Source organism: Pseudomonas sp. LAMO17WK12:I1 (assembly GCF_900177315.1).
Classification (GTDB): Bacteria; Pseudomonadota; Gammaproteobacteria; order Pseudomonadales; family Pseudomonadaceae; genus Aquipseudomonas; species Aquipseudomonas marginalis.
In genome coordinates this window covers 58,643-79,524 of record NZ_FWZV01000002.1, presented here as the reverse complement: position 1 = coordinate 79,524, position 20,882 = coordinate 58,643, and the positions used below count along the sequence as shown (strand labels likewise).

Here is a 20,882-nt window from a genome sequence, read left to right as displayed (position 1 = left end):
AGGTCATGGCCGAGCATGCGATGGAGTCCAAGCTCCGGCCAGCGGTGGAGCTGTACACCGTAGCAGTCTGCATCGCCGCCGGGGTGTTGTGCGTGTACTCGCCCTGGGCGGTGGCCCTATCACCCGAGATCGGGTTGGTTGCGGCGCTGGCCTACGCCCTGTTCGGCCTGATCCGGCTGCGACAAGCCTGGGAGGTTCTGCGCTATCGGCGCAATATCCGTCGGCTGCCCCGCTACGAACTGACCAGCCGGCAGATTCCGGTGAGCCGCAAACGTCTGTTCATGGGCCGAGGCTTTCGCTGGACCCGCCTGCACACCCAGCGCTTAGTCGAGGCCCAGGATCCGGCCGTCGCTCACTACGTCGACCAACCGACCCATTACCGGCTGGCACGCGGACTCGAACGTCGCCTGGAACATGCACCGTTTCCGTTCTCGACACTGGCCCGTGTCACGGCCTGGGACAGCGCCTTCAATCCGTTGCGCCCTTTGCCCCCGGTCGGTGGCTCGCCGCTGTTGCATGGGGTCGAGCCCGACGAAACGGAAGTCAGCCTGCCGCTGGGCGAACGGGTCGGACACACACTGGTGCTGGGCACTACCCGTGTCGGCAAGACGCGACTCGCCGAGGTGTACATCACTCAGGACATTCATCGCATCGACCATGAGGTGGTCATCGTCTTCGATCCGAAGGGCGATGCCGACTTGCTCAAACGCATGTACGTTGAAGCCAAACGCGCCGGTCGGGAAAAGGAGTTCTATGTTTTCCATCTGGGCTGGCCGGAGATCTCCGCGCGCTACAATGCCGTGGGGCGTTTCGGACGTATTTCCGAGGTGGCATCACGCATCGCCGGGCAGCTCAGTGGAGAAGGTAACTCGGCGGCCTTCCGTGAGTTCGCCTGGCGCTTCGTCAACATCATCGCCCGCGCCCTGATCGAGTTGGGCCGACGTCCGGACTACCTGCAGATCCAACGGCATGTGGTCAACATCGATGCATTGTTCATCGAGTACGCCCAGCAGTTTTTCGCCAGAACCGATCCGAAAGCGTGGGAAGTGATCGTACAGCTTGAAGGCAAGCTCACCGAGAAAAATATTCCCCGGCATATGGTGGGACGCGAAAAGCGCGTGGTGGCCATCGAGCAGTACCTGGCAGTGAAACGGGTATTTGATCCGGTTCTGGACGGGCTGCGTTCGGCGGTACGCTACGACCGTACTTACTTCGACAAAATCGTGGCCTCGCTACTGCCGCTGCTGGAGAAACTCACCACAGGCAAGACCGCCCAGTTACTGGCTCCCAACTACACAGACCTGGATGACCCGCGGCCGATCTTCGACTGGATGCAAGTCATCCGAAAACGCGGCATTGTTTATGTCGGCCTCGATGCGCTGACCGATGCTGAGGTCGCTGCTGCCGTGGGCAACTCCATGTTCGCTGATTTAGTCTCGGTCGCCGGACACATCTACAAACACGGCATTGACCATGGCCTGCCCCAATCGGGCAACAACAGCAGCGCCAAGCTACCCATCAACCTGCACGCTGACGAGTTCAACGAGTTGATGGGCGATGAGTTCATCCCGCTGATCAACAAGGGTGGCGGTGCCGGCATCCAGGTGACGGCCTACACCCAGACCCTCAGCGATATCGAAGCGCGCATAGGTAACCGCGCCAAGGCCGGCCAAGTCATTGGTAATTTCAACACCCTGCAAATGTTCCGCGTGCGCGAAACCGACACAGCTGAACTGCTCACCCAGCAATTGCCCAAGGTTAACGTGCTGACCAAAACCCTCGTGTCGGGCGCCACCGACACCTCCGATCCTGAGGCCAATACGGACTTCACCTCGTCCTCACAGGACCGTGTCAGCAGCACCAGCGTGCCGCTGATCGAGTCTGCGCACATCGTTAGTTTGCCCAAGGGACAAATGTTTTCCTTCCAGGCCGGTGGCCAGCTCTGGAAAGTCCGCATGCCGTTGCCAAAACCCTCCAACGACGACGCCATGCCTAAAGACCTGCAGGAACTCACTCAACGGATGAGGGCAGCCTACAACGCGCAAGCGGGGCAGTGGTGGAGCGCCAGTGGTGGCGGTCCAACTACCAACTTCAATTTGGATCAGGTGGGGTAGCCCGGCCCCGCCACAGGTTTCAGCGGAAAACTATCCATCAGACGTCGTGACGATATCAACACCGCAGAGCACAACGGAGTGAATGATGGCGACTTCCGTCCAGAACACACCTCCACAACCGATCCAGCGTCCGGGGTTGATCATCTCCGTGATCGGCCTGGTCCTGCGCCTCATCGGAATGCTCATTGCCTCATTGTTGTTCTCAATCCTGATCGAGTGGACTGGTCTACTCTTGTTCTGGAGTGATCAAGGCTGGCGACATAGTCAGGCCATGCTGAATAGCGAATTGAGCTGGCTCAGCGAGCACTTCAAATATTCACTTCTCATCCAGCGACCCGGACAGGCGATTGCCCAGTGGCTGGATTTTCTAAATCAGTGGCTGCTGGTCAAGACTGGATTTGTGGATTTTGCCCGGCAGGCGCGAGTGTCGAGCCAAGGCAACGGCTTCTGGAGCTGGACCAACCTGCTCTACGTGAGCATCGAAAATTTCGTACTGGCCGCAGTCTACGTTACCTTCACCTTTGTGGTGCGGCTGATAATTCTGGTCCTAGCCTTGCCGCTGTTCGTGCTGAGTATGTTCACTGGTTTTGTCGATGGTTTGATGCGCCGCGACCTACGCAAATTTGGAGCTGGCCGAGAAAGTAGCTTCGTTTATCACCGCGCCAAACGTACTCTGATACCGATATTGGTTATGCCTTGGATCGTTTACCTATCTTTGCCCTTTTCGATCAACCCGATTGCCTTTTTTCTACCTTGCGCTGCGATGCTTTGCGTAATAACGACAATCACGGCGGCGACCTTCAAAAAACACCTATAGCGCCACCTTAAGTGGCGCGTTCCACACGTAACGCCCCCCTGTTACGGAGTTACTCTGAGCGTAGCCAAAGGACCATCTTTGAGTTCATTACGCACTTTGTACGTAACAGAATTCAACTCATCCCAGTCTCGCTGAATTTCAATTTCAGTCCCTGAAAAACGCGAAAGAGAAGAGCGCCTCAGGGCATCCAATAAAGGTGCTTGCACATCACGCACAATCCGCTCCCAATACTTATCGCTCTCACCATCGTCACTAAACTCTGGAGCATGTCCATTTTTTGTCATCGAAAACACACCACCAGACATAAAGCTTGCGACCCTAACACTTGGATAATGATAATTTTCAGACTCCCGAGAAACCGCCTTAAAAATAACACCCAAAACAAATGCTGCACGAATTAATCGCTCAACCAACTCTCTGGAGCTAGACGGCCTTCTAATTGCACTAGGCAAGCCCATAACCCAAGATCCGAAAATAGATCCCGCATTAAAGTCCGCATCAAATTCAAGCGCACGCACTTCCTTGGAATTTCTAGGGCAATAGTCACAATGCCCAAAAACCATGTGCGACACTTCATGGAAGTATAGCAACAAGCATACATCCAAAGCTAAATTGGTAGCAGCCCCGCCGACTTCAGAAACGGAAGTCACACCCGGGAAAAAATTTTCTACAGAGCAACTCGAACCATCATATTGACATCCAAGATTACTTGATTGACTGTCAACCTGTAGAGATATTAATTCTATAGCCACGGACAGAACAGTCGCTGGCACCCCTAAAGATATTCGGATTTCATAATTCTTGGGGACATACGCAGACTTACCGACTTCCGCGTAGAAATTATCCTGACTCAAGAACCTGTAAACCAATGACCAACCAGCGGGGTCTAGCCGATGAATTGCAAGCTGCTCATTCAGATACGACAATTCCTTCTCAAAATCAATACATACCTGCCTAACGAGTTCAAGCCTAGCGCCGGTCAAATTATGGGCATAGAAAACCTCATTTATGCGCTCGGCAGAAGGCACCGCTTTTAAAAACCGGTCTTCTTTATATTTTTTGTCGCCATCCCTCATATAACCCGACTTTAGAGTCATTTACCCGCTCCCCTTAGAGCATGAGTTGAACCCATGCAAAGTATGAGAAAACCTCATACCCAGGACACCTTTACGGCTATTTTTTTATCCCCACTACTGCCGCACAGCCGCATTAAACATTACCACGAACAACTTAAATATCTCAGCAGCCGTATTTACATATAAGAAACCCACCAAAATCACCGTTATCTCAAACCATGCAAACAACGCAAAACAGTCCGCTTTAAAAACCTTGTAAACCAGCAGTTTTTTCAGCTGCCGACGTGGCAAGTGATAAATCAGCTCCCAAAATCCTAGCTCTTTAAAAACCCTAACCATTGCGACGATTCCGCAAACGGCAAATATCAACACCAGTGCCAGAGGCGAAATCTTATCAACTGCTGCTTGAGAAGAACCAACCATTGAAATAAAAACATTCACAGTTGAAATTAGCCCCACCTGTATAAAGAAGGCCATCCCAAGAACCACTAAGCACCAAGTTCCTAGCGTTATAAAAATTCGAATTATCTGCTTTCGCAGCCGAGAGCTAAATCGCCTATAACTGCGTTGACTTTCAATCAAGAGCATTGGCAGCAATGCCGCGACAGCAGCCAAAACCCAGTCCGCATAGTTTAAGCCGGTTTTTGTTACGATCAACGCCCCAGCAAAGGTAATAGCACGATTAAAAAGCTTCCATTTAAAACGATGATCCTCATTAAGAGCGCCCCAGTACTCTTCGGTGACACCGGCTATTCGATTCACTACCGCCCTCCCAATTAGGCTAAACCCCACCGATCAAAAAATCACAAACACAATATCACCAAATACAGAAAAACCGATTGGTAGCATTCCATATTTTCGACTGAATCCGGGCTTGTTTGGTGAGACTTTTTAGATACGTATTACTAGAGCCAATATCATGCCAACGACACCGATCCGCTGTTCGCTGCTGTTTGTGCTAGCGACTATCCATTTAAACAGTGATGCCGCACCAGCTGATGAACAGGCACATCTCAGTCTAGTCCGGCAGCAGCTCGACGTTATCGAACGCCTGACCGCTCAAGCCGAGAGATCTAGCAACGCTCAACCGAATGAGCGCTACCGCTTCGACTACCCCCAAATGATCCTAGACATCCAGCGCATCCGCCAAGGTGTGCAGGGCTATCTCTCCCCTTCCCGTGCTCAACCCCGCGATCCCGCTGAATTGGTCGGCGATTACCGCCTCGATACCCCGTCCGTGGAGTCCTCGCCATGAGCATGACTGACGCCCAAATCGCAGCGTTCAAAAACGCCTCCGGTTTCTCACCGCAGAGCAGTTCCACGCTCTGGCTGTCCCTGGTTCTCGTTCTGGCTTTGCTGTGGTGTGCCTGGGTGATGTGGACGGCTTACCGAGGTTGGGCGTCCGGCAGTGTGCGCTTCGGCGCGTTTGGCGGCAGTGCCGCGCGCGTACTTCTCACCTTGCTAGTTTTGATGTTCTTCACCTTGTCCTAATGCAGGAGTTCGCCGTCATGCTCAAGTGCCTTGTCTCCCTGAAAAAAAACCTACGCGATCGTGCGAGCCAGCGCTTGATCGGTCTGCTGCTGGTGCTTGGTCCGAGCCTAGCTTTCGCCGAGCTCCCCACTATGGAAGCCCCCTCTCGCGGCGAAGGGTCCGGATTGATCGAGACGATCAAAAACTATGCCTACGACGGCGGCATCCTGCTGGGTCTGCTGATCGCCTTACTCGCTTTCCTGGGGGTGGCCTGGCACTCATTGACCGTCTACGCCGACGTGCAAAACCAGCGCAAGACCTGGAAGGACTTGGGTGCAGTGGTCGGCATCGGTGCCTTGCTGGTGGTAATCATCATCTGGTTCCTGACCAAAGCAGCCGCGATTCTGTGAGATCGACATGAACGACACCATCGAATGCCTTCCAGACGGCACCTTGGTCTTTCTGCCTGAGCGACTCAATCGTGATCCCGCCGTGTTGCGCGGGTTGACCAATGATGAGATGTGGGTGGCGCTCGGTGCTGGCGCATTTACCGGCCTAGTGCTGGGCGTTCCTCTAGCGATCGCTACCGCCTCCATTGCCGTGGCGCCGACCAGCATGATCGCAGGCATGGCCGTGGTGTTATTGGCCGGTGGCACGCTTTTGCGTCGAGCCAAACGGGCCCGTCCCGAGACCTGGTTGTACCGCAAGCTCGAATGGATACTCGCCAGCCGTTGGCGCCTGGGTCGCGGAAGTTTGATCCTTCACTCCGGCGCCTGGACGGTTCGCCGTTCGCGTCGGCTGCGTCCTGCCCTGTCCCGGTGGCAGCCATGAGTCGTTTTCGAAACAAGGTCGATGCCCAACAGGCCCATATCTTCAGCCTGCGTCTGGCGGTGATGATCCTGGCCCTGGTCTGTGCCGGGCTCTGGTACGGCTGGCGCTCGGCACCGACCGATCTGACCGTTCATGTCCCCCCGGATCTGCGTTCAGGCAGTACTCGCAAATGGTGGGATATCCCCTCGGAGAATGTCTATGCCTTTGCCCTGTACATCTTCGGTCAGCTCAACCGCTGGCCCTCGGATGGCGAGCAGGATTATCGCCGCGCTATCTATGGTTTGCAGTCCTACCTGACACCCTCCTGCAAGGCGTTTCTTGATGGCGACTACGAGTACCGCAAGGCCGCCGGCGAACTGCGCCAGCGGGTGCGTGGCGTCTACGAAATTCTGGGTCGAGGCTACAGCGAGGATCCGGAACTCAGGGTCAAGCAACTCGATCGCGACAGCTGGCTGGTCAAGCTCGACCTCAACGCCGATGAGTATTACGCCGCCGAACCGGTGAAACGGGTGGTGGTGCGTTATCCATTACGCGTGGTGCGTTTCGACCTGGATCCCGAACGCAACAAGTGGGGGCTGGCACTGGATTGTTATCAGGGCACGCCGCAAAAAATCGCCCTGCCTGGAGTTGAGCCATGAAGCGGATTTCGACCCTGGGACTCACTGTCGCACTGATGCTATGGGGAGTTGCGGCGCAGGCCGTCGAACTGATGCACTGGGAACGCCTCCCGCTCGCGGTCCCACTGGTGATCAATCAAGAGCGGGTGGTCTTTATCGATGAGGATGTTCGAGTCGGTGTGCCCTCAACCCTGACGGGCAAGCTGCGCGTGCAATCAACCGGCGGCACGCTGTACCTGCGCGCGTCGGAAGCCATTGCACCGACCCGCCTGCAACTGCAATCGGTCGCGACGGGTGAGGTCATCCTGCTGGATATCGCGGCCACGCCTGGTGATCAACCGCTGGAGCCCCTGCGTATCCTCAAGAATGTTCCGGTGCAAGCTACCGAGGCTGAGTCCAGCACCGTCCCTGTTCCAGAACGTACACCGATCCCGGTCGCTTTGACGCGCTACGCCGCGCAAAGCCTGTACGCGCCGCTGCGCACCGTGGAGTCCCTGCCCGGTGTACGCCGCGTCCCGCTCAAGCTACGCACCGAACTACCGACCCTGCTGCCGACGGAAAACGTGTCCAGCACGCCCATCGCCGCCTGGCGACTCGGTGATTGCTGGGTGACGGCAGTGAAGTTGCGCAATCTTGGTCCAGAGACGGTGCAACTCGATCCGCGTCGGCTTCAGGCCAAACTGTTTGCCGCGGCCTTCCAGCATGCTTTCCTCGGACCTGTCGGCAGCGCCGAAGACACTACGGTTGCCTACCTCGTCACCCGCGGCGCCGGTCTTGAACACGCCGTGCTGCTCCTGCCTGTTTCAGAAGGTGCCGACGATGAAAGCTAACGCCTTACTTAAATGGCTAGTACCAGCTGTGCTGCTGGGCGTGGCTTTCATCATCCTGAAAACCTGGATAGCGGGTAGTACCTCCCCTCCAGAGCACCCAGTTGACCAGGACAATATTCAGTTATCCGCCGAGCAAGCCAAGTCGCTCGGTGTTGCGGGCGACACTCCACGCGATACGGTCGCCACCTTGATCGGCCAAGTGAAGGCCATGCGTAGCGACATGCTCGGTTTGAAGAAACACAACGATTCGCTGCAGGCGGAAAACAATCGTCTGCGGGACAGGGAAAACAGTGTTGACTCGCGAATCCAAACGGCGCTTGGCAGTGTGACCCAACAGGTCGACGAAGGCCGCCGACAAGCTAACGAAGCCCGACTCAAAGCAGAACAAGACAGTCGTCAGGCTCGCGGTCTGCTGACGCAATTGCAGGAACAGTTGTCGGGGCTGACCGGCAAAGACAAGGATATGCCGATCGGACTGGGGCTTGAGCCGGGCGACAGTGCTCAGTTCGAAGGGCAGCATCCTGCTAATGATGCACTGCACTGGATTGAGCCCTCGGATTCTCCGCCCACCGACGCCCGGAGCAAAACCAAGACCGCGTCCGCCCTGAGTCTGCCTACTGCCTTCAACTCACTGGAGGGTTTGAAGGACAATGCCATCGACCGCAGCCAGAAGCAGTTACGCGAGGTTACCAAGGGTGAACGTGACCTGACACGCTCCGCTGAGCGTACCGAAGGTGCGAAGCCGATCTACACCATTCCCGAAAACGCCACGCTGATGGGATCGGTCGCCATGACTGCGCTGATCGGCCGAGTCCCGGTGGACGGCACAGTGAATGATCCCTATCCCTTCAAGGTTCTGGTCGGCCCGGAGAACCTGACTGCCAACGGCATCGACCTGCCAGACGTCGCGGGCGCCGTGATGAGCGGCACGGCGTCCGGTGACTGGACCCTGTCTTGCGTACGCGGACAGGTCGAGTCAATCACCTTTGTGTTTACCGATGGCACCATCCGCACGGTACCTCAGCCAAAGGCGGTAGCCAGCCGTAATGCCTCCACCACCCAGAGTTCGGGTACCGACAAGATCCGTGGCGGACTCGGTTACCTGTCCGATCCGTATGGCATTCCTTGCATCGCCGGCGAACGCCGCTCGAACGCCCAGCAATACCTCGGCAGCCAGAGTCTGATCACTGCGGCCGGTGCCGGTGTTGCCGCCTTGCTCGGGGATGAGCGCAACAACAGCAGCGTGATCAGTTCGGGCGGCAGTACGCTCGGGGTCACCAGCAGCAGTGGCAATAGCGCGCTGAATTCAATTCTCAGTGGTGGCGTCAGCGACATTCGCGAGTGGATCAACAAATTGTATGGCGAGACCTTTGCCGCCGTGTACGTGCCGCCGGCGGCACAGGTCGCCCTGCACCTCGACCATGAGATCACCATCGACTACGAGCCGAAGGGCCGGAGCGTTCGCCATGAAAAAGACCAAGCCTCTCTGCCTGCCCTGGATTAGTTTGCTCTGCTGGGTCATGGCGGGGTGTTCCACCGACAAGGAGACGCTGCTGCCCCATGGCGAGCAAACCATGCTGGACATCTGGAACGGTGCTGGTTCGCAAGGCACTCAGCAGCAACTGCTGGATGCTCGGCACCAGTTACGCCGTCCGCTGGACCAGGCGGACTTCTCCGCGCCTCTCCAGGAACCGTATACGCGCACCGCAGCGAACGAGATCCACAGTCTGTTCCCCCGCCTGCCCAATCCCGATCTGGTGCTGTACGTGTATCCGCATTTGAGTGGTACTGAGCAGGCACCGGTCCCGGGTTACTCGACCGTCTTTCCGTTTTACCAACGCGTGCAGTACGCATTGCCGGGTGAACGTCAGGAAGACTTGTAGTGCGTACCGGCAATGCGGGCAACCGCACTTCTGGTTGGAAAGCCTGGCGCCACCCATTGCGCCCGCGCGCCACCTTGGCCGATGAAGCTGCACTCTATGCGCACAACCCGAGCTTCACCGACTACTTGCCTTGGGTCGAATATCTCGACACCGAACAGTGTTTTCTGCTGGATGACAATCGCTCGGTGGGTGCGGTGTTCGAGTTGTTGCCCATCGGCACCGAAGGGCGCGAACCCGATTGGCTGATGGCGGCCCGCGATGCCCTCGAGGATGCCCTGCAGGATAGCTTTGACGAGTTGGATCAAGCGCCTTGGGTTGCGCAGTTTTTCTGCCAGGACGACAACGACTTCACCCCCTACCTGACCCGGTTCACCGACTATATCCAAGATAGAGCACGAGGCACGGCCTTCACCGAGGCCTATTTGGAGCTCAGCCGCCATCATCTGAAGGCCATCGCCAAGCCTGGCGGTCTGTTTGAGGATAAAGTGGTGACGCGCCTGCCCTGGCGTGGCAATAACCGACGGGTGCGCCTGGTGGTCTATCGCTGGCTTGAGTCTGACGCTGAGGAGACAGGGCTCACCCCGGTGCAATCCCTTCATCAGGCTTGCGAACGTATCGCGGCTTCGTTGCAGGCGTGCGGGGTGCAATCGACACGAGTCGATGGCCGAGGTCTTTATGCCTGGTTAGTGCCCTGGTTCAATCCTGCGCCCACGCTCACCAATGAAGCACCCGAGGAGTTCTACCGCCGCGTGGCCTATCCGGACTCTGGCGACGGCGAGTCGCTGGAACTGCCCTTCGATCATGACTTTGCCGAGCGGCTGTTCTTCAACGAACCGCGTTCGGATGTGCAGTACGGACTCTGGTTTTTTGACGATCAGCCCCACCGGGTCATGGTGGTGGACAAGCTTCGCCGGGCGCCCTTGATTGGTCAACTCACCGGAGAAACCCGCAAGGGCGACGCGGTGAATGCCCTGTTCGACCAGTTACCTGAAGGCACGGTGATGAGTCTGACCTTGGTGGTCAAACCGCAGGATGTACTTGAGGATCAGTTGAACCGCCTGGCGCGCAAAGCCATCGGTGAAAACCTGGCATCGACCCAGACCCGTCAGGATGTCGAAGAGGCTCGCGCGATCATCGGCCGCCAGCACAAGCTGTACCGAGGAACCCTGGCGTTCTACGTACGCGGTCACGATGAACAACAATTGCACCAGCGCTCCGTCAGCCTGGCTAACGCTCTACTGGGTGCGGGCCTGCAACCCGTACGCGAAGGCGATGAAGTCGCCGCCTGCAACAGCTACCTGCGTTGGTTGCCGATGGCTTACAACCCGGCCCGCGACACGCGCGACTGGTACACGCGCCTGATGTTCGCCCAACACCTGGCAAACCTGGTTCCGGTGTGGGGCCGCAGCACCGGCACCGGCCACCCGGGCATCACCCTGTTCAACCGCGGCGGTTCGCCGCTGAGCTTTGATCCATTGTCACGCCTGGATCGGGCCATGAATGGTCATCTGCTGTTGTTCGGCCCCACCGGTGCCGGCAAGTCGGCGACCCTGGTCACCCTGCTGATGCAGGTCATGGCGGTGTACCGCCCTCGCCTGTTCATCGTCGAGGCCGGTAATTCATTCGGCTTGCAGGGCGACTACTTCGCAACACAAGGCCTGTCGGTCAACAAAGTCCAATTGAAACCTGGCGCCTCGGTCAGTCTCGCCCCGTTCGCCGATGCCTGGCGCCTGGTCGAGCAGCCGGATCAGGTGGCGAGTCTGTCGATCGATGAGCTGGACGATGAGGCGGTAGCCAGTCGCGAAGACCAGCGCGATGTTCTCGGCGAATTGGAAATCACCGCTCGCCTGATGATCACCGGCGGCGAGGCCAAGGAAGAGGCGCGCCTGAGTCGAGCCGATCGCAGCCTGATTCGCGAGTGCATTCTCGATGCGGCGCAGACCTGTGTCGCAGCGAACCGCCAGGTGCTGACCCGCGACGTGCGCGACGCGTTGCTGCGTGTTGCCGCCGACCCGCACCTGCCAGAGAAACGTCGCGAGCGTGCCCAGGAAATGGGCGAGTCCATCGACCTGTTCTGCCAGGGCTTCGAGGGTGAACTGTTCGATCGCGAGGGCACGCCTTGGCCCGAGAGCGATGTGACCATTGTCGATCTGGCCACCTACGCTCGCGAAGGCTACGAGGCACAGATGTCCATCAGCTACATCAGCCTGATGAACACCGTGAATAACCTTGCCGAACGAGACCAGTACCTGGGCCGACCGATCATCATGGTCACCGACGAGGGCCATATCATCACCAAGAACCCGCTCCTGGCACCCTTCGTGGTCAAGGGCACGAAGATGTGGCGCAAGCTCGGCGCGTGGTTCTGGCTGGCGACGCAAAACCTTGCCGACTTCCCCACCGCCGCGCAGACCATGCTCAACATGATCGAATGGTGGATTTGCTTGAACATGCCGCCCGCGGAAATCGAAGAAATCGCACGGTTCAAGAAACTCACGCCGGCACAGAAAGCCTTGCTGCTCTCCGCCAGCAAGGAGCCGGGTAAGTACACCGAAGGAGTGGTGTTGTCGAAGAAGCTGGAAACGCTGTTTCGGGCCGTGCCGCCCAGTCTTTATCTCGCCCTGGCCATGACGGAGCCCGAGGAAAAAGCCGAACGCTGGACACTGATGCAGAGCACCGGCTGCTCGGAACTGGAGGCGGCTTACCGGGTAGCTGAACGGATCGATAGGATGCGAGGAATTAAGTGAAACGGAGCTGATCCTAGGTTTCGATCAACCCGGCAGCAAATCCTTGAAAACCTTCTCCACGTAGGCTTGCATGAACCAGTCAGGGATCTCATCAGCCCTGAATTCAAGGTCAGTCCCGTCTGTTACTTCAGCGAGCAGCACCAGATCAGCGCCGGAGTTATCAAAGATATAAGCCCGGTTCGAGGCTGCGATGGCTGCTGGCAATAGGTTCAGGCAACGACCGTAGCGCTGCACAATTTTTTCCGTGGGGACTGGGTGCCCACCTGCCGCGACACGGTTCTTGACCCTGTTGATATTGATGTCAGGATCTTCAGTGGCGACAAAGTAGAGGTAGGTTCGATATCCCGACGCTTTTGCCTTAAGCATAAAAGCGACTTTGTCCTCGCTAGACATCACCGTTTCAAAGGTGAAAGACAACTGGGCTTCAAGGAGCTTGTGCCGCATGAAATCAGAGAGCACGGAAGCAAAATAGGAGTTCATTGCCACGGTCTGAAAATTCAGGCCGTTGCTGCTGAAGTCTATTTTGGCCGCCTCTTCATCAAGCTGGGCCGACCGGATCAGGCGATGCGCCTTGATAAAACCGAGAACCTCATCACCTTTGGTTTCCAGCTGAAAATCGCTGAATTCCAGGCGCCCGCCCCCTTTGGCAGCCTTTTCGATTTCATCCGGGTTGATATAGATACCGATCAGGTGGGAAGGGACGGCACTCTTCATCGTGCTTTTGCCGGAACCGTTAGGACCGGCAAACATCCTCAGCCGAGGGACGGTCATGAGCAGCGGTGCACCTTGATAATCCCGCCCAAGGTCACTTTATGCTTGGGCTTGGCCACTCGAATAACCTTGTGCTTACCATCAGCAGTCGTCTCAACGAGCATGCCGTCCATGACTTCCATCACGCTGCGTCCGGCCGCCAGCGCGTTGATATAGGCCGTATTGATCGCACCTTCAGCCATGGCTGGGATTTTACCCTCCAGTCGGCTCACCAGATCGTCACTCAACACTTGGTCGGCTTTCATATCGCGCTCCACGTTCTCAGAGCGTGCAGAATCTGCACTTATCAGAATCCTAGCTACGTAAATCTGTTTATCACAGACCAACGCCACTTCTGTCAGATCTCCATTCTAGAGGAATGGAGCCTGGAACCATACCTTCCAGTAAATTTTCCCGTGTAGGCCATATCGTCAGGGTTGGAGCCGCACGGCTACGGTGAAACGCCTTGAAGCCGTTGCTGAATTCTCAATAAAAATCCTGCTTCGAAAGCATCCTGAGATTCTCCTGCCGGACAAGTCTTCCGTGCCTGCGCCAGTTCCCACCACAGCGGTACGTTACCGGGTGTATTAAGCCAGGCCTGGGCGCATTGCACGCCACGTTCGATCATAGGCGCAAATTCGCTGCCCCACGGCGTCAGAAGGCTCGGGCAACCATCCGCCGCCGGAATTGAAACGTAATTTTCGTCCATAGACACCTTAGCTTTCGATTATTTATTAATGCTCGGTCTGTTCTAAGCAGCATAGAAACAAAACTGACATTCGGCTTAAGCATCAAAAAAGCCTGAATCAGAGCCAATGTAGACTATATCCCGTGGATTGAGAGTCCCTCAAGGCGCAGTTTGCGCGCATGACTCAAGACTTCGAACAGCTCCGTCTGCAACTCGCGGAAAATATCCGCTCGATGCGACGCGTGAAGAACCTTACCCAGGAGCAATTGGCGCTCATGGCCGAGGTGGATCGTACCTACGTGAGTCAAATCGAACGAGGGGTAGGCAACCCATCGTTATTGGTCCTCTGCAAACTCGCCAACATTTTCGAAATCAAAACGGATCAGTTGCTCATCGAGTCTGACGCGCTTGCTCGTACGCTGAGCGCTGAATGACTATCTGCTGATCTAGAAGGTCGCTGTAAACCGACTATCCTGCGTTCGGCTTTCTCACTGACACCCCTCTCTCGATTATTGAACCTGTCCAGGCCATACGCCCAGAGCCTGGATCATGTCTGCTGCCTGCCCGCATATTTCGCCCCAGAAGTTACATCCTTTGGTGCTGAGCATTCTGCTGGCATCCGGGTCGAGCGTGGCGCTGGATACCGGCAGCATTACCGCCTCCGTACTTTCTCCAGACTGCCTCGAGTACAAAGTCGTCGGCCTCTGCTTCTGGTTACTCTGTACCCCCTTCGGCTGCACGGTTAAAACCTCGACCAAGGTTCGTCATTTCATTCCTGAACTGGTGGTCTCGAGCTATGCCACCACCGGTGCCAATCCTTGGACCGAGATGGCCGCACTCTCCTCTCCCATCAGCGGTGCGGAAGGTGGTGGTAACCTGATCACGCCGAACACGCAACGCGACAACCTGCCTCGTTTCAAAAACGTTGATGGCATCGGCCATCCCGGTGGCTGGGCCGCCACGCAACTTGCCTCGCAATCCGGCTACGCCTGCGCCAGCGGCGCCACTGCGTTCATGCCCTATTACCTGAGCACTTTGGACTCACTGGCCTGGCGTCATGGCATCCCGGAAAGCCTCTACCCCGAGTCGCTTGTGCCTGGGATCCGTGAAATCGGTCGTCAGCTCGCGGGAAACATGTGGGGCAACGTCTATCCCCGGCAAGGATTTTTGGTGCAACCCGACGATTTCAAAGCCGCTGCGGTGATGGCGCAGCGGGCGGGTGATGTCATTACCCGCAACTGGCAACCGCACGTGTATGTCCCGCTCACACCCGTACCACGCGAGGGTTATTGGCCGCCTGGCCCAATCGTTGAAAACGACGCTTCGACCCACAAATGGCAATTGCTCTCTCCCGTGGTTCAACCCACATGTACCATCTTCCCCAGCGATTCGGTGCAGAGCGCGGATGGCGGCTACGCCTGGTCGCTGTGGCGTCCCTATAGCTGCTGCAAGCGTGAAGGACAGACCTTTTTGTTCAGCATCGACTTCGAAGGCGGTGCTTCATGAGCCTGCTTCTCACACGATCCTCGTTCGACGCGATGAGTCTGTTGCTCTGTGGACTGCTCGCAGTGGCCACTTATGCTCATGCAGTCGAGGACGATTACCGCCTAGGCACTCAAGGTGAAGTGCTCGACGATCGGGTGATGTACACCATTGGTGGCGGCTCGGCAGCGGGCTCGCCGAGCTCGCTCTATCGCCCCAACGGACTCGGTGTCGGCGGGTCCTGGCAGGCGAACATGATGTGCGGAAACATGAGCCTCACCAACACCTTGCAAAACCAGTTGAACGGCGTCACCGAAGGGTTCCAGCAGATCATGGGCAGCATTATGCAGAACGCGACCCAAGCGGTGATGTCGCTGCCTGCGTTGATCATCCAGCGCGCCAACCCCGGGCTTTATGAGTTGTTGAGTAACGGGGTGATGCAAGGGCGCATCGACTTCGACCGTTCCAAACTGACCTGCCAGGCCATGGCCGAGAAGATGGCTGACAAGGTCGGCCAAGCCGGCTGGGGCGCATTGGCCAAGAACCAGGAGATGCAGGGCAACCTCGAACAAACCGGCGGTGATGCGGTGGCCGCGGTGAAAAACACCGAGGCCCATAACGGCAATAATGGGGTGTCATGGGTCGGCGGGCAGAAGGCTGGAGGTAGCGGACAAACACCCATCCGGGCAACCTCCGATGTGGTGCGCACGGGCTACAACCTGCTGCATAACCGGTCCGTGGGTGACAGCGCCTCGATCAGTAGCAGTGATTGCCTGGGCGGCGCTATTTGCCAGGCATGGACCTCACCCCAAGAGGAATCCGAATGGGCTATTCGAGTGTTGGGCGAGACCGAAGTCGCAACCTGCGACACCTGCGAGACTCTGCGGGCTACCGCTGGCAGCGGACTGACGCCGCTGATCCAAGAGGCCTACAGCGAACACCTCAAAACCCTGCAAGGATTACTGTCCGGATCTCTACCGCCGAACCCTGACAATCTGGGCAAAGCCTCCAGCCCGATGCTGCCGGTGACCCGTGGTGTGATCGAAGCCCTGCGCGACGATCCTGATCAGGAACTCTTGGCGCGGCGCCTGGCCAGTGAGACGGCCCTGTCCAGCGTGCTCGACAAAGCGCTCCTGCTATTGCGCACGCTGCTGGCAGGCAGCCACGAACCTAACATCGCTTCCGCCGAACCGGCCCAAACGGCCTTGACGAAAAACATCGACACACTGGAGCGCGAGATACGCCTGCTACAAACCGAGTTGCAGGTCCGGCAGATGCTCACAACCAATACCGCCAGCCTCGTGCTCGATCGGCATGCCGGAGGTGCCGATGCGTCGCGCACCGTCGAGCAAGGCGACCCCGAACCTGGCCGACTCAACGACGCTGACGCCAGGCGCAAGTGAGCCATGAAACGCTCACTGCTATTCACTTTGCTTTCAAGTCTAGGGATCGCCGCAGGGATGATCCTGACCGCCGCACTGATCGCCTGGATCGGCCGCACTGCGCTGGGCAGTTTCGAGGTCTGGCAGCAAGCCTTGGAATCGATACGGCCTTACCTGCGGTGGTGGCGAGCCTTGCTCTACGGCGTCCTATTAGCACTCTGGTGGGACCTGCTGAGGCGCTATCGACATCGACCTCAGGACCGACTGCGCGTGAAGCGCGCCGGGACATTAGGGCTCTTGCTCTTTACCTGCGTCGAGCTCAATCGGTTGTGAGGTCACTACCATGCTCATGAGCACCAACAGCTACCTGGAGTTTTACCTCTCGCTGCTGGCCTGGATCATCAACAACGGTATCTGGAACGTCCTGTCCGATACTGGCCTGTTCGCCGCCCCCTTTGGTGCAATCATCTTGCAAGAATGGTTGTCGGCCCGTCAGCAAGGCGCGGATGAAGGCAACAAAGGATTGCTCTCGGTACCTCGAATCGAGAACCGGCTTTGGCTGGCCTACATTGTCGTATTGTTCGGCTGTGCGCCGGTCTTTCCGCTAAACCTCGCTTCAATGGCGTTCGACGATGCAGCGAGCCAACGCTGCGGTGTCAGCGTGGCCAAGCCAGCGGAAACCGCTTGGGGCACCACGTTCAACACCATCGGTGAACGCTCTGCCAACGTGCCAATCTGGTGGTTTCTGGTGCACGCCTTGAGTAAAGGAGTGACCGCAGCGGCCACCGCCTCCATTCCCTGCGCACCGGACATCCGACAGATGCGCATGGAGATCGACAGTTCTCGCATTGATAACCAAGTGTTGCTACAGGAAGTCGCCGATTTTACTCGCGACTGCTACGGCTATTCCCGCTCTCGGCTGTTCACCAATCGCCCGCAGTTGGACAAGGAACAAAGTCATGATGCGTCCTGGGTCGGCTCAAGCTATTTTCTCGACACTCCGGGCTACTACGACACCGATCGCTCACGGACACCGCGTGTCAGCTGGCCCTATGATGAAACCCGCGATGTTTCATTGCCACGGCTGGAGAGTGGTGCAGGCTATCCCACCTGCAAACAGTGGTGGAGCGACAGTGGTGTCGGGTTGCGTGAGCGCTTGATCGAGCAAGTCGATCCTTCGCTGCTGACTCAGCTAAAAGGTTGGTTGACTGGCCGTTCGAGTAACGAGATTGAGGATGCCACGCTTCGCGAACTGGTCAGCCCGCGCCAGCAATCGATGTCCATGTCGCCAGGACAGGTGTATCAGGACTACGGCTCCAGTGCTCGCGGCGGCTCGATCAATCAGGGACTCAACAACTTAGCCACCAACACTGGGCTGGCCCTCGGCTCTTTCAGCAACTTTCCGGCAATGAATGCACTACGCGCTGCCCTGCCCATGGTGCAGGCTTTCCTGATCATGGGCGTCATCATCAGTTTGCCGCTGATCCTGCTGGTCAGTACCTACCAATTGAAAACCGTCATGACGGTGACGTTCGCGCTGTTCGCGCTGCACATGCTGACCTTCTGGTGGGAGTTAGCCCGCTGGGTCGACTCCAGCATGCTCGATACCTTGTACAACCAAGTGTCTGCGTCCAATCAGGTGCTCTTGTCGCTGCCCACATCTGGCTTCATGGATGGGACCGTCACGGCACAGGTGATTGAGTATGTGATGGGGGCAATGTTCGTCGTGCTTCCGATGTTGTTTTTGGCTGCAATGAGCTGGGCAGGATATAGCGTTGGCTCAATCGCCGACGGCATGCTTAGCAAAGGAGCAGCTCAAGCGCAGGACGCTGGTGCAAGGGGCACTGGAGCTCTGATGTCTGCTGGAAAGGCCTTAAAGTAGTGAGCGAAGAGCTCGACTAAAGGTCTTTTAAATCAGGCTGACCGGGTGCGCGACCATACTCATACTCACCATATGGATCGCCATATGCTTTGTAACGGAGAGCATCCTTAGGTTTGATAGGTGTTCCATTCGCGATGGCCCAACACAAGGCGATAAGGATTATCACCGACACTGTGAGCCATAAGCTAACTAGAAGCAGTCCTGCAGCAACTGCCAACTTGAAGATTAAAAAACTCCCGCGAACAAGCAGCTTGCCTGCGGGCATACCTGCCGTCACCGCACGTTTAGCTACGCGGGACTCAAACCCTTTCAACTTGCGATACCCGCGTTTTATCGACATGCCACAGGTATATGCCCAGTGGTGGACGCGGGAAACCTCAACACGGTTTTGAGTCGGCATGGTCTCGCCCTCTTCTGAGCGTTTTCATGGTTGAGAGAGGAGTAATAGCCTACTACCGAAAACCGCCCATGCCTGACCGTTTATCAGTTTACCTAGCCGAAAAACCTTCACTGGAAGACAGCAGACGCAGCTCGTGCACCAGCGCCTCTATGGCCGTTGACCCATCCATATCATCCAGCTACATAGAGGGTACGGATCGCTGTTATCGACAGCACCTTCCCAGGTAGCCAGAGCCTTCAAAGCTACGTCACTCCGGTGATGGTTCCTCCCAAGTGCGATTAGCGTTCGGTGGCTCGCACGGTCACGTTTCACGGTGATGAACGCCTCCTGCTCTCCCGAGCGTCTTTCGAGCTCGGCTCGTCCCAACCCTCTTGCTTTTCTTCAACCCGCCGCGGGGAAATTCTTTCCCCTATGGGACAGGTTTCTTCGCGCTTTCAACGGAGGCACACCATGTCCGACTCACTCACAAGCGAAGCACTGAACACTCTGCCCTTGCCCGTTGTGTTCACTCCAGACGCGTGGCAACACGCGGTATTGCTCGACGGTTCAAATCATCCTGAAAAACTGCAGCTCGATAGGCTGAGCAACGTCGTACGCGCAGCCTTCAAAGCTCACCTGGCCGATCCAAACGCACCCTACGTGGTGTTCGAGATAGCCAAGTTCGGCTCAGTGAGTAATGCAGAACATGAACCATTGCTGCGACTGAGCCTCAGCCTACTTCAGGCATCAGGCCAACCTAACGCCTTACTGATAGCGCTTGCGGAAGAGCAGCAACGCTAAACGCAAACGGCCATCCCTGGCCACTGATCCAACTCAGGCTATACGCAGTCCTGCACCAATCCAACCAACACCCACCGGGGAACCCTCCCCGACGGGAAAGGCGTTCCTCCGGTTTTTCGAGGGAAATGCCATGCGCAATATCTACCAAGACGTGACAGACAAGATCGTTACCGCGTTAGACCAAGGCGTAGCGCCCTGGATCAAACCCTGGTCCTCAAATGGCTCAACTGACGTAGCTCATCACCAGCCCTATCCCATCAACGCCATCACGCAGCGTCCCTATTCGGGCATCAATTTACCGTTGCTCTGGGCCGAGGCCAGGTTGCAGGGGTTCACTCAAGACCGTTGGCTGACCTTCAACCAAGCCAAAAAAGCCGGCGGGCACATCCGTAAGGGTGAGCACAGCACTCTGGCAGTGCTCTACAAGCCGATGGAGCGCGAGGAACAGACCGAGTCAGGCCAACCCGTACTCGATGAAAACGGTCAGCCCAAGGTGGCTCACTTTGGCATTCTCAGGACGCATTTTCTGTTCAACATCGAGCAAACGGAGGGGCTCGAAACGCTCAACGAAACCTTGCTCGAGACGGAACCGAGCGATCCCTTCTTCCCCAACGGCGCCGCGGAAAATCTGTTGTTAAGTTCAGGTGCAAACATCATTCATCGATTAGTCGACGAAGCCTTTTACCACCCGATCAGGGATCTCATCCAACTGCCAACAAAAACGCAATTCCACGATCAAGGTGGATACTACGCCACGGCGCTTCACGAGCTGACGCACTGGACCGGCCACCACTCTCGACTGCAGCGCGAAGGCGTGACCTCTCCGTGTCCATTTGGCTCGCCAGGCTATGCATTTGAAGAGTTGATCGCCGAAATGGGCGCCGCTTTTTTATGTGCCTACGGCGGTATACGGGGAGAGCTTCGGCACGAGGGCTATATCGACTCCTGGCTCGACCTGCTCAAGTCTGACAACCGCGCGATTTTCCGCGCCAGTGGCCAGGCCCGATGCGCCTCGGAGTATGTGCTCGACCTGGAGCAGCAACAGAAGCAGACGGTAATGGATAATTCGCTGTGCATGAACGATGGAGCTTGATCGTTACCTCACTGCTGCAATCGCTTCACAGGGTCCAACA

At 57.0% G+C, this 20,882-nt stretch carries 24 protein-coding genes; 18 read left to right on the top strand and 6 right to left on the bottom strand.

Annotated elements, in window-relative coordinates; genetic code table 11:
* The first annotated feature begins 5 nt into the window (after positions 1-5).
* Positions 6-2,114 (top strand): type IV conjugative transfer system coupling protein TraD, encoded by a 2,109-nt coding sequence (gene traD, locus B9N88_RS02960; RefSeq protein ID WP_027603231.1) that lies wholly within the window; start codon positions 6-8, stop codon positions 2,112-2,114.
* A gap of 85 nt (positions 2,115-2,199) precedes the next feature.
* Positions 2,200-2,931 carry a TIGR03747 family integrating conjugative element membrane protein gene (locus B9N88_RS02955; protein WP_027603230.1) on the top strand — a complete coding sequence of 244 codons (732 nt, stop codon included), beginning with the start codon at positions 2,200-2,202 and terminating at the stop codon, positions 2,929-2,931.
* 41 nt (positions 2,932-2,972) lie between these two features.
* Here B9N88_RS02955 and B9N88_RS32215 read toward each other — a convergent pair whose 3' ends face one another.
* Together B9N88_RS32215 and B9N88_RS02950 are read right to left on the bottom strand one after the other, a co-directional pair.
* On the bottom strand, positions 2,973-4,028 hold the full coding sequence (locus tag B9N88_RS32215) for a hypothetical protein (protein WP_143491234.1): 1,056 nt from the start codon (positions 4,026-4,028) through the stop codon (positions 2,973-2,975).
* Between the two features lie 93 nt (positions 4,029-4,121).
* The gene (locus B9N88_RS02950; protein ID WP_027603229.1) at positions 4,122-4,769 is read right to left on the bottom strand and encodes a hypothetical protein; all 648 of its coding nucleotides are present in this window, start codon (positions 4,767-4,769) and stop codon (positions 4,122-4,124) included.
* Between the two features lie 157 nt (positions 4,770-4,926).
* Here B9N88_RS02950 and B9N88_RS02945 point away from each other — a divergent pair, with 157 nt between their 5' ends.
* The 9 genes from B9N88_RS02945 to B9N88_RS02905 are packed head-to-tail and all read left to right on the top strand — an operon-like array spanning position 4,927 to position 12,385.
* On the top strand, positions 4,927-5,262 hold the full coding sequence (locus B9N88_RS02945) for an integrative conjugative element protein, RAQPRD family (RefSeq protein WP_027603228.1): 336 nt from the start codon (positions 4,927-4,929) through the stop codon (positions 5,260-5,262).
* The gene (locus B9N88_RS02940; RefSeq protein WP_027603227.1) at positions 5,259-5,498 is read left to right on the top strand and encodes a TIGR03758 family integrating conjugative element protein; all 240 of its coding nucleotides are present in this window, start codon (positions 5,259-5,261) and stop codon (positions 5,496-5,498) included. The genes B9N88_RS02945 and B9N88_RS02940 overlap by 4 nt, the downstream gene beginning before the upstream one ends.
* 17 nt (positions 5,499-5,515) lie before the next feature.
* Positions 5,516-5,887, top strand: a complete 372-nt coding sequence (locus tag B9N88_RS02935) for a TIGR03745 family integrating conjugative element membrane protein (RefSeq protein WP_027603226.1) — start codon at positions 5,516-5,518, stop codon at positions 5,885-5,887.
* Between the two features lie 7 nt (positions 5,888-5,894).
* Positions 5,895-6,308 carry a TIGR03750 family conjugal transfer protein gene (locus tag B9N88_RS02930; protein WP_027603225.1) on the top strand — a complete coding sequence of 138 codons (414 nt, stop codon included), beginning with the start codon at positions 5,895-5,897 and terminating at the stop codon, positions 6,306-6,308.
* The gene (locus tag B9N88_RS02925) at positions 6,305-6,946 is read left to right on the top strand and encodes a PFL_4703 family integrating conjugative element protein (protein WP_027603224.1); all 642 of its coding nucleotides are present in this window, start codon (positions 6,305-6,307) and stop codon (positions 6,944-6,946) included. Before B9N88_RS02930 ends, B9N88_RS02925 begins: the two co-directional genes overlap by 4 nt.
* A complete protein-coding gene (locus B9N88_RS02920) occupies positions 6,943-7,755 on the top strand; it encodes a TIGR03749 family integrating conjugative element protein (RefSeq protein WP_027603223.1) in 813 nt (270 codons plus the stop codon). The genes B9N88_RS02925 and B9N88_RS02920 overlap by 4 nt, the downstream gene beginning before the upstream one ends.
* Positions 7,745-9,259, top strand: a complete 1,515-nt coding sequence (locus B9N88_RS02915; RefSeq protein ID WP_027603222.1) for a TIGR03752 family integrating conjugative element protein — start codon at positions 7,745-7,747, stop codon at positions 9,257-9,259. The genes B9N88_RS02920 and B9N88_RS02915 overlap by 11 nt, the downstream gene beginning before the upstream one ends.
* Positions 9,222-9,638: a TIGR03751 family conjugal transfer lipoprotein gene (locus tag B9N88_RS02910; RefSeq protein WP_043293212.1), complete on the top strand. Its 417-nt coding sequence runs from the start codon at positions 9,222-9,224 to the stop codon at positions 9,636-9,638. Before B9N88_RS02915 ends, B9N88_RS02910 begins: the two co-directional genes overlap by 38 nt.
* Positions 9,638-12,385 (top strand): conjugative transfer ATPase, encoded by a 2,748-nt coding sequence (locus tag B9N88_RS02905; protein WP_027603220.1) that lies wholly within the window; start codon positions 9,638-9,640, stop codon positions 12,383-12,385. Before B9N88_RS02910 ends, B9N88_RS02905 begins: the two co-directional genes overlap by 1 nt.
* A gap of 24 nt (positions 12,386-12,409) precedes the next feature.
* Here B9N88_RS02905 and B9N88_RS02900 read toward each other — a convergent pair whose 3' ends face one another.
* From B9N88_RS02900 to B9N88_RS02890, 3 genes are all read right to left on the bottom strand, one after another.
* Positions 12,410-13,156: a zeta toxin family protein gene (locus B9N88_RS02900; RefSeq protein WP_027603219.1), complete on the bottom strand. Its 747-nt coding sequence runs from the start codon at positions 13,154-13,156 to the stop codon at positions 12,410-12,412.
* A complete protein-coding gene (locus B9N88_RS02895) occupies positions 13,153-13,401 on the bottom strand; it encodes a hypothetical protein (RefSeq protein ID WP_027603218.1) in 249 nt (82 codons plus the stop codon). Before B9N88_RS02895 ends, B9N88_RS02900 begins: the two co-directional genes overlap by 4 nt.
* A 185-nt stretch (positions 13,402-13,586) precedes the next feature.
* Positions 13,587-13,844, bottom strand: coding sequence for a LasR-specific antiactivator QslA (locus B9N88_RS02890; RefSeq protein WP_081744346.1), 258 nt, complete (start codon positions 13,842-13,844; stop codon positions 13,587-13,589).
* Between the two features lie 158 nt (positions 13,845-14,002).
* Between B9N88_RS02890 and B9N88_RS02885 the strand changes: the two genes are divergently transcribed.
* From B9N88_RS02885 to B9N88_RS02865, 5 genes are all read left to right on the top strand, one after another.
* Positions 14,003-14,257: a helix-turn-helix domain-containing protein gene (locus B9N88_RS02885; protein WP_027603217.1), complete on the top strand. Its 255-nt coding sequence runs from the start codon at positions 14,003-14,005 to the stop codon at positions 14,255-14,257.
* Between the two features lie 115 nt (positions 14,258-14,372).
* The gene (locus B9N88_RS02880; RefSeq protein ID WP_027603216.1) at positions 14,373-15,329 is read left to right on the top strand and encodes a TIGR03756 family integrating conjugative element protein; all 957 of its coding nucleotides are present in this window, start codon (positions 14,373-14,375) and stop codon (positions 15,327-15,329) included.
* Complete coding sequence (locus tag B9N88_RS02875; protein ID WP_027603215.1) at positions 15,326-16,708, top strand: integrating conjugative element protein; 1,383 nt, start codon at positions 15,326-15,328, stop codon at positions 16,706-16,708. Before B9N88_RS02880 ends, B9N88_RS02875 begins: the two co-directional genes overlap by 4 nt.
* A gap of 3 nt (positions 16,709-16,711) precedes the next feature.
* A complete protein-coding gene (locus B9N88_RS02870; protein WP_027603214.1) occupies positions 16,712-17,020 on the top strand; it encodes a hypothetical protein in 309 nt (102 codons plus the stop codon).
* Between the two features lie 10 nt (positions 17,021-17,030).
* Positions 17,031-18,569: a conjugal transfer protein TraG N-terminal domain-containing protein gene (locus B9N88_RS02865; RefSeq protein WP_027603213.1), complete on the top strand. Its 1,539-nt coding sequence runs from the start codon at positions 17,031-17,033 to the stop codon at positions 18,567-18,569.
* Positions 18,570-18,585: 16 nt separating this feature from the next.
* On the opposite strand, the gene B9N88_RS02860 is transcribed toward B9N88_RS02865, so the two are convergent.
* Complete coding sequence (locus B9N88_RS02860) at positions 18,586-18,969, bottom strand: DUF3742 family protein (protein ID WP_081744345.1); 384 nt, start codon at positions 18,967-18,969, stop codon at positions 18,586-18,588.
* 450 nt (positions 18,970-19,419) lie between these two features.
* Between B9N88_RS02860 and B9N88_RS02855 the strand changes: the two genes are divergently transcribed.
* Both B9N88_RS02855 and B9N88_RS02850 read left to right on the top strand, forming a co-directional pair.
* The gene (locus B9N88_RS02855; RefSeq protein ID WP_027603212.1) at positions 19,420-19,749 is read left to right on the top strand and encodes a hypothetical protein; all 330 of its coding nucleotides are present in this window, start codon (positions 19,420-19,422) and stop codon (positions 19,747-19,749) included.
* 130 nt (positions 19,750-19,879) lie between these two features.
* The gene (locus B9N88_RS02850; protein WP_027603211.1) at positions 19,880-20,842 is read left to right on the top strand and encodes an ArdC family protein; all 963 of its coding nucleotides are present in this window, start codon (positions 19,880-19,882) and stop codon (positions 20,840-20,842) included.
* The last annotated feature ends 40 nt before the right edge of the window (positions 20,843-20,882 follow it).